The organism is Myxococcus sp. XM-1-1-1, assembly GCF_020037095.1.
Taxonomy (GTDB): Bacteria; Myxococcota; Myxococcia; order Myxococcales; family Myxococcaceae; genus Myxococcus; species Myxococcus fulvus.
This window is the reverse complement of record NZ_JAIQDH010000003.1, coordinates 634,949-648,576: the sequence shown is the minus strand read 5'-3', so window position 1 is coordinate 648,576 and position 13,628 is coordinate 634,949. Positions and strand designations below refer to the sequence as shown.

The window sequence follows — 13,628 nt, the reverse complement described above, 5'->3', positions numbered from 1 at the left end:
TCAGGCGCCGAGGCACACCGTGGCCAGGAGCCGCTCGATGACCAGCCGCCCGTTGCCCGAGGACTTCAAGGACAGGTCCGCCTCCGCGCACGCCACCAGCGCGCCCAGCAGCTCCTTGCGCTCGTAGCCCGCGGCCGCCTTCATGCTGAAGGTGAGCGCCCACGCGTTGGGCATCTTGCGCCGGGTGCCCTTCAGCTCCGCCTCCAGCTTGGGGAACACCCGGGCCTCCACGTCCTTCGCGGTGCGCGGCGGCGTGCCTCCCGCGTAGCGCGTCAGCCACTCGTGGCTCTCCAGCAGCGTGCGGACGATGGAGGCCACCGCGCCCAACAGCTGCAGCGCGTGCGTGCCCTGCCCCATCGCGTCCTCCGCGTAGGACAGCGCGCCGCGGAAGTCGCGCTTCTGGAGCGCCTCCGACAGCTCGAAGAACTCCTCCTCGCGCGCGTGGTGCACCAGCATCACCACGTCGGAGCGTTCGATTGCGGGGCCCTCCGAGTACGTGGCGAGCTTCTCCAGCTCCGACTGCAACAGGCGGATGTTGCCGCCCACGCGCTCCTTGAGCTCCTCCAGCGCGCCGGGCCCCAGCTTCTTCTTGAAGGGCGCCAGGAACTCCTTGGCGATGTCGGAGAGGTCCAGGTCCTTGTGGCGCGCGGCCACCTTGCGCTCGACGACGTGGCCCTTGTCCTGCGCCAGCTTCACCAGCGGGTTCTTCGCGTCCACCTCCGTGGCCGCCATCACCAGCGCGTGTCCCGCAGGCGCGCCCTTCTGGATGAGCTCGATGAGCGCGGTGGCGTCACCCTCCGGGGCGCTGATGCGCTCCTCCTTGCAGAAGGCCGCGGCCTCCTTCAGGAACGCCACGTCCGCCTCGGCGAGGTCGACGTTCAGCTCCTCCTTCCACTGCTCCACCGACGGCGCCCTGGACGCGGATGGGTCCAGCTGGTCCACGCCCCAGCCCGCGCGCGCCGCCAGCGCCAGCAGCCGCCGCGCGCCCTCCTTGCGCTTGCCCGCCTTCCACGCCTCGCGCGCCTTGGCGAGCGGGTCTCCCCGCCCCTTCTTCGGCGCGAGGAACTCCGGGTCCCTCACCACCACGACCTTGCGGCCGGGGAACAGCGGCATCGTGGCCAGCTCCTGCGCCACCTCGCGCGGGCTGCCCGCGTCCAGCGTGACCAGGTTGAGCCCCACCGCCGCGTCGGGCACCAGCACCTTGACCAGCTCGTCGGCGCCCTTTCGGACCAGGAACTCCTCGCCCCACAGCAGGTACAGGGGCGAAAGCTTCCCGGCCTTCACGCCCGCCAGCACGTCATCCAGCTCCGAGCTCATCGGGACGTCTCCGTGAACAGGTCGATGAGCATCCGCTCCAGCTGCAGCCGGGGCGCGCCGTTGCGGGCCACCGCCGCGCGCGCGCCGTCGAGCAGCGCGTGGCGACGGTGCAGCCACGCATCGGACAGGCGCGCGCCCACCTCCACCGCCAGCTGGCGCAGGTCGCGGTTCGCCAGCGCGTCCTCGCGTCCCACCTTGGCCAGGGCCACGTCGCGCGTCCAGAGCGTCAACAGCTCCAGCGTCGCCTCCGCGTCCTCGCGCGAGCCGCCGTGCTCGTCCGCGAAGCGCAACAGCCCCACCGCGTTGTCGCCGCGCAGGTTCTCGAAGGCCGTCACCACGTCCTTGCGGCGGGCCAGCGCCTCCACGTCCAGAGACAGCGCGCGGCCCAGGCTGCCTCCGGCCATGATGGCCGCCAGCTGCGCGGTGTCCGCGTCCAGCTTGCGCTCGGTGCGCACGCGCTCGGCGACCAGCTCCACCGGCAGCGGGCCGAAGTGCACCTTGCTGCACCGGCTGCGGATGGTGGGCAAGAGCTTGTCCATGGCGCTGGCCACCAGCACCAGCGTGGTGTCCGCGGGCGGCTCCTCCAGCGTCTTGAGGAACGCGTTCTGCGCCTGCACGTTCATCGCCTGCGCGGAGACGAGGATGGCCACCTTGCGGCGCGACTCCAGGCCGCGCAGGGCCAGCCGCTCCTGCAGCTGGCGGATCTGCTCCACGCGCAGGTCCCGGCTCGGCGTGCCCGTGAAGTCCGAGCGCCCCGCGAGGCCCCGCGACACGCGCTCGTCGTCCGGCATCACCCAGGTGACGTCCGGGTGGAGTCCGCGCGAGACGCGCGTGCAGCTGGCGCAGGTGCCGCAGCCCACGTCCGGCTGCTCGGGGCAGGTGAGCGCCTGGGCCAGGCCCACGGCCGCTCGCTCCTTGCCCACGCCCTCCGGCCCCGCGAAGAGATACGCGTGGTGCACCGCGCCGGAGCGAAGTGCCGCCTGAAGTGAATCAATCGCGCGGGGCTGTCCCAGCACCGATGCGAGGGTCATGGCGCGTGTATCCCCGCTTGCGCGCCACGCGTCAACCGCTGCCTTGACCCCCCATGTACGCGCGGGAGAGAGTCAGGGGGCCTTGCTGCCTTTCCTCCAGAGCAATCTGTCCCTGGCCGTCGGCGCGATACTGGCGCTGGTGCTGCTGGGAACCCGGGCCTCCAGCCAGGACGCGGACCTGAAGCGGGACCTCACCGGGGCCCTGCGGCTGATGGTGATGTTCCTCATCCTGCGCGTGGGCGCCTGGGCGCTGCCCGCCACCACGCCGCCCGGGCCGATGAAGGCGCTGCAGGTCGCCTGGATGCTGACGTTCGCCTTCGGCGTCATCCGCGCGGGCGTGGGCTTCGGCCTGAAGCTGGCCCGGCTGCGCTCGACGTCGGTGGGGACGCCGAAGATCCTCCGCAACGTCATCGACTTCCTGCTCTACACGCTCGCCGCGGTGCCCATCGTCCAGACGCAGCTGGACCTGGACCTGACGGGCCTGGTCGCCACGTCCGCGGTGCTGTCGGTGGTCATCGGTCTGGCGCTCCAGGAGACGCTGGGCAACCTCTTCGCGGGCCTGTCCCTGCAGTTGGACAAGCCCTTCGAGGTCGGCGACTTCGTGCGCATCGGCGAGCACGTGGGGCGCGTGGCGCAGGTCAACTGGCGCTCCATCCGCATCATGACGTTCCGCCGTGAGCTGGTGACGCTGCCCAACTCCATGGTGGCCAAGGAGCAGCTCAAGACGTTCAACCAGGACCGCGAGCCGGTGGGCGTGGACATGCAGGTGCGCGCCACGTACGAAACGCCGCCCAACGTGATGAAGGCGGCCCTGCTGGACGTGGCGCGGGAGATTCCGCAGGTGCTGGTGGACCCGCCGCCCATCGCCCGCACGCTCGCGTTCGACGAGCAGTCGGTGCGCTACATGCTGCGCTTCTTCGTGAACGACTTCTCGCTCGCGGACGCGACCATCGCGGAGGTGCACACGCGCCTGTGGTACCGGATGCGGCGCGACGGAATCGAGCCGCCCGTGCCCCACCGCGTGGTGCGCATGCGCGAGGACGCGGCCCGGCCGGAGCTGCCCGCGCACACCGTGCTGCGCCTGTTGCGCGCGGTGGACCTGTTCGAGCCGCTGAAGGACGCGGACCTGGAGCGGCTGGGCCAGGAGGTCCACGTGCGCCGCTTTGGCCGCGACGAGCACATCATCCAGGAGGGCGATGACGGTCGGACGTTCTACGTGCTCGCCTCCGGCGAGGTCAGCGTGCGCGCCGGCAAGTCCCAGTCCGAGGTAACGCGGCTGGGCCAGGGCGGCTACTTCGGCGAGATGTCGCTGCTCACCGGCGAGAAGCGCGCCGCCACCGTGGTGGCCCTGGAGGACTCGCTGCTGCTCGAGGTGGACCGGCCCACCTTCGCGCGGCTGTTCGGCGAGCACCCCAACCTGGCCCGGCAGCTGTCCTCCATCCTCGCGCAGCGGCGCACCCAGCTGCGCGCCGTGGCCCAGGCCAGCGGCGCCACCGGGGACCCCATCCCCGCCGAGGTGGGCCGCATCCTCGGCCGCCTGCGCCAGATCTTCGGCCTGCACGGCTCCCACCACGAGTAGCCCGCACCGGGCCTCCCGAAGCCCCTTCCCCGCCCTGGTCGTGCCCGCCCACCCTACCTGCCAGGGGGTGCGTTTCTGGGGGCCTCCAGGCCGCCCCGTCTCCGAGGGAATGTCAGACCCTTCCGGTAGTCTCTCTTCATTCCCGCTACCGGAAAGGAAGTCGTCGACATGACCACCCCTCGTGAGAACCCGTGTGTCTCGGTCAACCAGCTCGGCCAGTACCTCACCGGAACGCCGTCGCTGCGAAAGCGCATCATCCAGGGACAGAAGAACCCGGTGGATCCGCAGTACCTGCGCTACCCCGCGGCGGCCCAGGCCATCACCGAGTTCCTCTGCGAGGGCCGGGACGAGGTCATCCTGCGCTACCACCAGCGCCGGATGCTCAACGCCCAGGCGGACTCGGACTTCGACGCGCACCGGCTCGCCCTGTGCGCGGAGGCGCTCCAGCGCTGCCTCGTCGCCACGGAGGACCTGGCCACCCGCGCCGTGGCCAGCCCCGCGGACCCGGAGCTCGCGCCCCTGGAGCTCGCCGGCGTCGCCGTGAAGGTGCGCCCCGAGGTCCTCCTCCGGGGCGTGGACGCGCGCGGGCAGATGCGCTCGGGCGTGCTGAAGCTCTACTTCTCCAAGCACACGCCGCTCGACGAGCGCGCCGGCCAGTACATCGCCACCGTGCTCCAGCTCTTCGCCGAGGAGCGGCTGGAGCAGCAGGGGCCCGTGGACCCGCGCCTGGTGGGCGTCTTCGACGTGTTCGCCGGCCGCCTGTTCGTCGCGCCGAAGGCCCGCCAGCGCCGGCTCCAGGACGTCGTGCTCGCCTGCGAGGAGATCGCCGGCCGCTGGAACTTCCACTGACGGCCCGCGGGGCCCGTGTCCGCTTCCGGGACACGGGCTTCCCGCATCCGCGAACGGCGCGGAGCCCGCGGCGGGCCTCCCTCCAGGGAGCCTGGGGGGTTGCCTCGCTCCAGGAGGGCTGGCATGGCCTTCGCTTCGGGGGCCCGCCATGGACTCGCTTCGTCAGGACTTCCGCTACGCGCTGCGCACGCTGAGGCACACGCCGGGCTTCACCCTGGCCGCCGTGGTGACGCTCGCGCTGGCCATCGGCGCGAACACCGTCCTCTTCAGCGCCATCCACGCGATGCTGCTCAAGCCCCTGCCCTTCCAGGCGCCGGAGGCGCTCGTGCGGCTGTGGTGCCAGCAGCTGGACTTCCCTCAGGCGTCCGTGTCCCCGCCGGAGCTGCTCGGCTGGCGGGAGCATGGCCATTCGTTCGCGCAGCTGGCCGGCTTCGCCCGTCGGGACATGAGCCGCACGGGCGCGGACTCCGCCGAGCGCGTCCGCGCGGCCCGCGTCACCCCCAACTTCTTCCAGACGCTCGGCGTGACACCCACGCAGGGGCGCGACTTCCGGGACGAGGACGCGCAGCCGGGCAATCCCCCGGGCAGCGTGGTGGTGAGCCATGCCTTCTGGAAGAAGGCGCTGGGCGGAGCCTCCGACGCGGTGGGCGGGACGGTGCGGTTGGACGGGCGCACGTACACCGTCGCGGGCGTGCTGCCGGAGGGCTTCACCTTCCCGGAGTTCTCCGAGGACGTCGACGTGTGGCTGCCCAACTGGCTCAACCCGGAGCAGCACGGCAACCACTACATGAGCGTCATCGGGCGGATGGCCCCGGGCGTCACGCTGGAGGCGGCGACGGCGGACCTGGCGCGGGTGGCCCAGCTCATCGCCCGGCCGGGCGCGCCGGGCGAGAAGGCCCACGGCGTGACGACGGACCTGTGGCAGCGCTACCTCACGTCCAGCTCGCGACCGGTGCTGTGGGCGCTCTGGGCCGCGGTGGGCTTCGTGCTGCTCATCGCCTGCGCCAACGTGGCCAACCTTCTGTTGGTGCGGGCGCTGGCGCGGCAGCGGGACGGCGCCATCCGCGCGGCGCTCGGGGCCAGTCGGGGTCGGCGCATCCAGCAGGCGCTGGCGGAGAGCGTGCTCCTGGGCCTCGTCGGCGGGCTGGTGGGCCTCCTGCTCGTCATGTGGGGCATGGAGCTGGTGCGCGCGCTCCTGCCGCCCTCGATGCTGCGCATGACGCCGGTGGAGCTGAGCGTGCCCGCGCTGCTGTTCAGCGTGGCGCTGTCGCTCGGCGCCGGGTTGCTCTTCGGCCTGGCGCCCGCGCTGCACACCTCCGGTGCGGACGTCCTGCCGCTGCTCAAGCAGTCCGGGAGCGCGGCGGGCGCGCGCGCCAATCACCCGCTGCGCAACGGGCTGGTGGCCGTGCAGCTGGCCCTGGCGCTGGTGCTGCTGGTGGGCACGGTGCTGATGGTGCGGACGCTGCGCAACCTGCAGGCGGTGGACCCCGGCTTCGACGCGGAGCGGGTGCTGCATGCGCGGCTGGCGCTGCCGGACCTCAAGTATGGCGGCCCCGACCAGCAGCGCGGCTTCTTCGCCGACTACCTCGAGCGCCTGCGCGCGCTGCCGGACGTGGAGAGCGTGGGCATGGTCAACGACGCGCCGCTGGGGGGCACCAACTCCAACGGGGACTTCACGCTGGAGGGGGCGCCTCGGGACTCGGGGCTGCGCTACGTCACCGAGTACCGGGTGGCCTCGCCGGGCTACTTCCGGGCCCTGCGCGTCGCGCTGCGCGAGGGACGCGACTTCGACGGCCGCGACTCGGAGAAGGGCGCCCCCAGCGTCATCGTCAACGAGGCCTTCGTGCGCAAGTTCCTCGGCGGCGGCGAGGCGCTGGGCCGCAGGGTTCGCCTGGGCTGGAGCGACAACGAGCCCTTCCGCGACATCGTCGGCGTGGTGGCGGACGTGCGTCACAACCGCCTGACGGAGCCCGCCCAGCCGGAGACCTACCTGCCGTACGAGCAGTACCCGGTGCGCACCATGTCCATCCTGCTGCGCACCTCGCGCGAGCCCTCCACCCTGGTGGCCGCCGTGCGACAGGAGCTCAAGGCCGTGGACGCGGAGCAGCCCGCGTACGACGTGGCCCCCTTCGTCGACCGGATGGACCGGCAGGTATCCCGGCCCCTGGCGACGGCGCGGCTGCTCGCGGCCTTCGCGGCGCTCGCCGTGGTGCTCGCGGGCGTGGGCGTCTATGGCGTCATGGCCTACGCGGTGGGCCAGCGCACCCGGGAGCTGGGAATCCGCCTGGCATTGGGCGCCCACCCCAGACAGGTGCTCGGGCTGGTGATGCGTCAGGGCCTCATGCTCACGCTCCTGGGCGTGGGGGTGGGCCTGCTGGCGGCCTTCGGCTGCATGCGCCTGCTCGCGGCGCTCCTCTATGGTGTGAAGGCCCACGAGCCGGGCTTGTTCCTGGGAGTCGCGGCGGCGCTGGGGTTGGTGTCGCTCCTGGCCACGTGGATTCCCGCGCTGCGCGCCAGTCGGGTGTCACCGTCCGTGTCACTGCGCGCGGAGTAGCTTCCGCCGCTGGCGGAACGCCGCGCCCAGGCAGCTTCAAGGCCCCGCCACGGGCCCGCGCCAGCTCGGCGGGCAGGCATGGGGTGACTTCGCCCCAGCCCCTGCGTTCCACGCGTTTACGGGCACCAGCGGACGTCCTGCTCGGCTGCCCTTTGACGCTTGCCGACGGAAGGGTTTAAGAGTCCGCATGCACTTCGACTGGACGTTTCTGGTTCGCGTGAGCGTGCTGGCTTTGCCCGCCATGCTGCTGATGGCGTTGCACGGCGCGGTGGCGCAGGCCTCCGCGCCGAGCGCTCCGCTGGAGAAGCTGTCGGGTCGTCGCATCTTCTTCGGCCACCAGTCGGTGGGCGGCAACATCCTGGACGGCGTCAAGGCGCTGCCCAACTCGGCCCAGGGCGTGGTGCCGCGCGTGGTGGAGGTGCAGAGCCCCACGGAGTCGCTGGCCCCCGGCACCCTGGCGCACGCCATGGTGGGACAGAACGAGAAGCCCGAGTCGAAGATCGCCGACTTCGAGCGGCTGATGGACGCGGGGCTCGCGAAGTCGACGGACGTGGCCTTCTTCAAGTTCTGCTACATCGACATCAACGGGGCCACGGACACGCGCGCGCTGTTCGAGAAGTACCGCGTGGCCATGGAGGGCCTGAAGGCGCGCCACCCCGGCACCACCTTCGTGCACGTGACGGCGCCGCTCACCACGGTGCAGCGCGGCGCGAAGGCGTGGCTGAAGGAGCTGCTCGGCCGGCCCGTCTGGGGCGTGGCGGAGAACGTGCAGCGCGAGACGTTCAACGAGCTGATGCGCAAGACGTACGCGGACAAGGAGCCCCTGTTCGACCTGGCGCGCCTGGAGTCCACCGCGCCCGACGGCTCGCGGGAGACGTACGAGCTCAATGGCCAGACGTGGCCGGCCATGGTGCCGGGCTACTCGGATGACGGCGGCCACCTGAACGCGGCGGCCCAGAAGCGCCTGGCCACCGAGCTGCTCAACTTCCTGGCCGGCCTGCCCGCGCCCGTGGTGCAGCCTCCCATCCCCGCGGTCCAGGCCACGCCGTGACATGAGGCCGTTACATCAATCACTGTCGCGCGAGTGGGGGAAGCTCATGGCGCGCCTGAAGTTGAGGCGCTGTCAGGAGATAGGGGACTCGCCCACGGTGCTGGGCCGCGTGTGGATCCACGGCGCGGGCCGGGTGCTCGTGGGACACCGCGTGGTGCTGGATGGCCGGCTGGCGCCCATCGAGCTGCATGCCATGTCGCCCCAGAGCGTCATCATCCTGGGGGACGAGGCCCACATCGAGGGAGGCGCGTCGCTGGAGGCGCTCAGCTCGATTTCGGTGGGCCGGGGCGCCCGGCTGGGGCCGTTCAGCAAGGTGATGGACAACCAACACCACCCGCTGAGGGGAAACCGCCATGAGCGGCCTCCGTCGGTGCCCCTGGTCATCGAGGAGGGCGTGACGGTGGGCAGTCGTGCCATCCTGTTGCCGGGCGCGCAGCTGCAGAAGGGCTGCACCGTGGCGCCCGGCACCGTCATCTCGCGTCGGATTCCGGCGGGGGTGACGGTGGGGGGAGCGCCCGCGAGGGTGCTGCGCAGGGAGGTGATGGGATGACGTCGCGTAGCCCATTCGTCCGGATTCCCGAAGTGGTCGCCCAGCTGGAGGAGATGGGCCGGGCGGCCCGGCCTCGCGCGGAGCGCGCGGTGGCGATGGTGCGCGCGCGCTGGCAGTTCCGCGCCGTCCAGTCGCTGGGGCGCAACGTGGCGGCCTATGGGCCGGTGAGCGTGCACAACGAAGGGGAGATGGTCCTCGGGGATCGGCTGACGTTCTCCGGCGGGATGCTGCCCAGCTCGCTCGTGTGCCACCCGGGTGGCCAGCTCACCATCGGGAACGAGACGCAGTTCAACTACGGGGTGTGCCTGGAGGCCTGGCGCTCGGTGAGCGTGGGGGCCCGGTGCATGTTCGCGTCGTTCGTGCGCGTGGGAGACCGGGATGGGCTCCACACCGCGCCCATCATCATCGAGGACGATGTCTGGGTGGCGCACGGCGCCATCATCATGCCCGGCGTGCGCGTGGGAGCGCGCTCGGTGGTCGCCGCCGGGAGCATCGTCACCCAGGACGTGCCGCCCGACACGCTGGCCATGGGCAACCCCGCGCGCAACATGAGCCTGGAGCTGGTTTCCCGCGACACGGGCAGCTGAGCACCTCAAGTCTTCGTCCCGGGCGCGTCTTGCTTCGCGCCCGGCTTGTTCCATCACTTCACCACCGCACTTCCAGACAGGACGTCCTACCGTGAGCATTCGTGAACGCATCCGTACCTTCATCGTCGACACGTTCTTCGTGGACGACTTCGGCGATGACGACTCCTTCCTGCGCAAGGGGCTCATCGACTCCACGGGGATGATGGAGCTGGTGGCGTTCCTGGAGTCGGACTTCGGCATCAAGCTGGAGGACAAGGAGCTGGTTCCGGAGAACCTGGACTCGCTGACGCGCGTGGTGGCGTTCGTCGAGCGCAAGCAGAACCAGCGCCTGCCGCAAGCGGGCTGAAAAGAGCGCGCCATGTGTGGCATCGCGGGATTCACCTACCCGGCGGGAGGGGGCGCCGGGGCCGAGGCGGGCGAGCGGCTGGTCCGGATGACGGCGAGCATCCGTCACCGGGGCCCGGACGCGCAGCGGGCGTTGGTGTTGAACGGGGTGGCCCTGGGCCACACGCGGCTGTCCATCGTGGACCTGGAGGGGGGCCACCAGCCGATGCGTGACGCGGCGACGGGGCTCACCGTCGTCTTCAACGGGGAGATCTTCAACCACGTGGAGCTGCGCGAGCAGCTCGCCGGGCGGTATGCGTTCCGCACGCGCTCGGACACGGAGGTCATCCTCGCGGCGTTCCTCACGTGGGGCATCGACTGTGTGCGCCGGTTCGAGGGGCAGTGGGCCTTCGCGCTGTGGGACCCGCGGGATGCCACGCTGTGGATGTCTCGCGACAGGGTGGGCATCTGCCCGCTGTATTACGCGGAGCTGCCGGGTGGACAGCTCGCGTTCGGCTCGGAGGCCAAGGCGCTGTTCGCCAGCGGGCTGGTGACGCCCGCGCTGGACGCGCGGGGGCTGAAGCAGACGTTCCAGCTGTGGTCGCCGGTGGCGCCGCGCACGTCGTTCGAGGGGGTGCGGCTGCTGCCGCCCGCGCACTCGGCCCGGTTCCGCGCGGGGGTGCTGGAGACGTTCAGGTACTGGGACCTGGATTTCGGCGTGGAGCCGAGCACGGCCAGCGACGCGCGCATCCAGGAGGAGCTGGGCGAGGCGTTGGAGCGCGCGGTGCGGCTGCGGCTGCGCGCGGATGTGCCGGTGGCGGCGTACCTGTCGGGCGGGTTGGACTCGAGCCTCTTGTGCGCGCTGGCGCAGGGGCAGTTGGGTGGGACGCTGCGGACGTTCTCGGTGGGCTTCGCGCACGCGCGGTTCGACGAGCGCGAGCACCAGGCCGCGGTGGCCGGGGAGCTTCGCACGGAGCACCGCGTGGTGGAGATGCGCGACGGGGACATCGGCACGCTGGTGCCCGGCGTCATCTTCCACGCGGAGCAGGCGATGATGCGCTCGGCGCCCGCGCCGTTCCTGCGGCTGAGCGAGTGGGTGCGGCAGAACGGCATCCGGGTGGTGCTCACGGGGGAGGGCTCGGACGAGATGTTCCTGGGCTACGACCTGTTCAAGGAGACGAAGGTCCGGCAGTTCTGGGCGCGGCAGCCGGCGTCGAAGTGGCGGCCGCTGCTGCTTCGTCGGCTCTACCCCACCCTGTCGGTGAGCCAGCAGAACGTGGAGCTGCTGCGCGAGTTCTTCGGCATGGGGTTGGAGGACCCGGGCAGCCTGGGCTTCTCGCACCTGGTGCGGTGGGCGAACAGCGGGCGGATCTCGCGCCTCCTGGCGCCGGACTTCGCGGCGAGCGTGGCGGACGAGGAGCCGACGGCGTCGGTGCTCTCGACGGTGCCCGCACACGTGGCCCGCTGGCGGCCGCTGGCGCGCGCGCAGTACCTGGAGGCGAAGACGCTGCTGTCGGGATACCTGCTGTCGGCGCAGGGAGACCGGATGCTGCTGGGCAACGCGGTGGAGGGGCGCTTCCCATTCCTCGACACGTCGGTGATGGAGCTGGCGGCACGCATCCCCGAGCGCATGCGGCTCAAGGGGCTGGACGAGAAGCACGTGCTCAAGCGCTACGCGAAGGGCCGTGTTCCGGCGTCCATCCTGGAGCGCAGCAAGTTCCCGTACCGTGCGCCCATCGCCGGAGCGCTGGTGGGACCGGAGGCGCCCGCGTGGGCGAGGGAGCTGCTCGCGCCCGAGGCCGTGGCGAAGGTGGACGTGTTCGATGCGCGCAAGGCGGAGCGGCTCGTGGCGAAGCTGCGCGCGCCCAACGCGGCGGAGAGCGAGGCGGACACCATGGCGCTGTTCGCCATTGCGTCCACGCAGTTGCTCGCGCACCACTTCCTCACGCCGCGCGCACCGCCGCAGGCGGACCTCGACGCCGTGGTGCTGGAGGCGGCATGAGCGGCAGTGATGCTCACGTGCGGAGCGCTGGTGCGTCCGCACATGTCCTGCATCGGGAGGTCGCGTGAACCCTCGCGACGGTCTCGCGCCTCGCCGCAACCACAGATTTCCCGCATCGGAAGGTCGCGTGATTACTCGCGACCTCCCCGCGCACATCTTCGCCGCGATTAAACCAGCCGTGCTTCAGGAGGTCGCGTGAGCGCGACGGACTCCGCACCAGCGTGGGTCATGGCCCACGCGCAGCGCACCCCCACGGCCTCGGCGGTGGACTCGCCGTGGACCCGGCTCACGTACTCGCAGCTCGCGGAGCGGATGACGGCGCTCGCGGGGCACCTGCGTTCCTCGGGCGTGTCAGCCGGAGACAAGGTGCTCATCGCCCTGCCCCTCGGCTCGGCGGGCGCGGTGGCAGGGCTCGCGGTGCAGGCCCTGGGAGCATGCGCGGTGGAGCTCGACCGTGAGACGGGCGCGACATCCGTGGACGCCATCCTCGCACAGACGGGCGCGCGACAGGCCTTCGTCTTCGGACAGGACGCGCGCAAGTGGTCCGGCAAGCCGGGCCTGACACACGTGTATGTGATTCACGCCACGCGCCCACCGGAGCGGATGCTCCAGGCGCTCGCCCCCGCGACCTGCACGTGGGTGCAAGAGGACGGCGCAGTGGACCCCGAGGCAAAGGCTCCACCGCTGGCCGCCCTGCCCTCCACGCCCTCCGACGCCCACGCGTCCATCGTCTACACCTCCGGCAGCACCGGCACGCCCCGAGGCGTCATCCAGACCTTCGGCAACATCGCCGCCAACACGCGCTCCATCGTCGAGTACCTGGGCCTGTCCTCACGAGACAGGGCGCACCTGGTCCTCCCGCTGCACTACTGCTACGGCAAGAGCGTCCTCCAGACCCACCTGCTCGTGGGCGGCTCGGTGTTCCTGGACCCGCGCTTCATGTACCCACAAGTGGTGCTGGAGGCGATGGCCCAGGAGCGCAGCACCGGCTTCGCGGGCGTGCCGCTCACCTTCGAGTTGCTCAAGCGGCAAGCTGGCGCGGAGGCCCTCTCGAAGCTCCGTCTGCGCTACGCCACCCAGGCCGGCGGCGGCATGTCTCCGGACACCATCCAGTGGACGCGCGAAGCCCTCTACCCCGCCGAGCTGTACGTCATGTACGGCCAGACCGAGGCCACGGCGCGACTGAGCTACCTGCCCCCGACGCGGGCCGCGGAGAAGGCGGGCTCCATCGGCGTGGCGATTCCCGGTGTCGAGCTGCGCGTGGTCGGCGAGGACGGCAAGGCGCTCCCCACGGGCGAGACAGGCCACCTGGTGGCACGCGGCGCCAACGTGACGCCGGGCTACCTGGGCGCCCCCGAGGAGACCGCGGCCATCCTGCGCGATGGCTGGCTGTGGACCGGAGACCTGGCCTGGCGCGACGCGGAGGGCTTCATCTTCCTGGTGGGACGCGCGAAGGAGATCCTCAAGGTCGGCGGCCACCGGGTGAGCCCGGCGGAGCTGGAGCATCAGCTCGCGAGGCACCCATCGGTGCGCGAGGTGGCCGTCGTGGGAGTCCCGGACCCGCTGGGCGGCGAGGCGGCCTGCGCCGTGGTCGTGCTCCAGGAAGGAGCCGCAGTCGAGGAGGACACGCTGCGGCGCTTCTGCAGGGAATCGCTGCCGGCGCACAAGGTGCCCCGGCACGTGGTGTTCACGGACGCGCTGCCGCGAGGGCCCAGTGGGAAGGTGCTCAAGGCGGAGCTGCGCACCCAATATTCATCCATCGGTTCGTCGTGAAGGGTTCGAGA

At 71.4% G+C, this 13,628-nt stretch carries 11 protein-coding genes; 9 read left to right on the top strand and 2 right to left on the bottom strand.

The window, feature by feature from the left end; all coding sequences use genetic code 11:
• Together holA and holB are read right to left on the bottom strand one after the other, a co-directional pair.
• Window positions 1-1,317, bottom strand: a complete 1,317-nt coding sequence (gene holA, locus K8640_RS10390; RefSeq protein ID WP_141323157.1) for a DNA polymerase III subunit delta — start codon at window positions 1,315-1,317, stop codon at window positions 1-3.
• A complete protein-coding gene (gene holB / locus K8640_RS10385; protein WP_223746890.1) occupies window positions 1,314-2,348 on the bottom strand; it encodes a DNA polymerase III subunit delta' in 1,035 nt (344 codons plus the stop codon). The genes holA and holB overlap by 4 nt, the downstream gene beginning before the upstream one ends.
• Before the next feature lie 82 nt (window positions 2,349-2,430).
• On the opposite strand from holB, the gene K8640_RS10380 reads away from it, so the two are divergent.
• From K8640_RS10380 to K8640_RS10340, 9 genes are all read left to right on the top strand, one after another.
• On the top strand, window positions 2,431-3,927 hold the full coding sequence (locus tag K8640_RS10380; protein ID WP_223746889.1) for a mechanosensitive ion channel family protein: 1,497 nt from the start codon (window positions 2,431-2,433) through the stop codon (window positions 3,925-3,927).
• A 168-nt stretch (window positions 3,928-4,095) separates the two neighbouring features.
• A complete protein-coding gene (locus K8640_RS10375) occupies window positions 4,096-4,776 on the top strand; it encodes a hypothetical protein (RefSeq protein ID WP_223746888.1) in 681 nt (226 codons plus the stop codon).
• A 148-nt stretch (window positions 4,777-4,924) separates the two neighbouring features.
• Entirely contained in the window at window positions 4,925-7,330 is a 2,406-nt protein-coding gene (locus K8640_RS10370; RefSeq protein ID WP_223746887.1) for an ABC transporter permease, read from the top strand.
• A gap of 187 nt (window positions 7,331-7,517) precedes the next feature.
• A complete protein-coding gene (locus K8640_RS10365) occupies window positions 7,518-8,381 on the top strand; it encodes a hypothetical protein (protein ID WP_223746886.1) in 864 nt (287 codons plus the stop codon).
• A gap of 46 nt (window positions 8,382-8,427) precedes the next feature.
• Window positions 8,428-8,931: a DapH/DapD/GlmU-related protein gene (locus K8640_RS10360; RefSeq protein ID WP_223746885.1), complete on the top strand. Its 504-nt coding sequence runs from the start codon at window positions 8,428-8,430 to the stop codon at window positions 8,929-8,931.
• The gene (locus K8640_RS10355; RefSeq protein WP_141323150.1) at window positions 8,928-9,518 is read left to right on the top strand and encodes a DapH/DapD/GlmU-related protein; all 591 of its coding nucleotides are present in this window, start codon (window positions 8,928-8,930) and stop codon (window positions 9,516-9,518) included. The genes K8640_RS10360 and K8640_RS10355 overlap by 4 nt, the downstream gene beginning before the upstream one ends.
• Window positions 9,519-9,609: 91 nt before the next feature.
• Window positions 9,610-9,864, top strand: coding sequence for an acyl carrier protein (locus K8640_RS10350; protein WP_141323149.1), 255 nt, complete (start codon window positions 9,610-9,612; stop codon window positions 9,862-9,864).
• 12 nt (window positions 9,865-9,876) lie between these two features.
• Window positions 9,877-11,844, top strand: a complete 1,968-nt coding sequence (gene asnB / locus K8640_RS10345) for an asparagine synthase (glutamine-hydrolyzing) (protein WP_223746884.1) — start codon at window positions 9,877-9,879, stop codon at window positions 11,842-11,844.
• A 195-nt stretch (window positions 11,845-12,039) separates the two neighbouring features.
• The gene (locus K8640_RS10340) at window positions 12,040-13,617 is read left to right on the top strand and encodes a class I adenylate-forming enzyme family protein (RefSeq protein WP_223746883.1); all 1,578 of its coding nucleotides are present in this window, start codon (window positions 12,040-12,042) and stop codon (window positions 13,615-13,617) included.
• Window positions 13,618-13,628 lie beyond the last annotated feature (11 nt).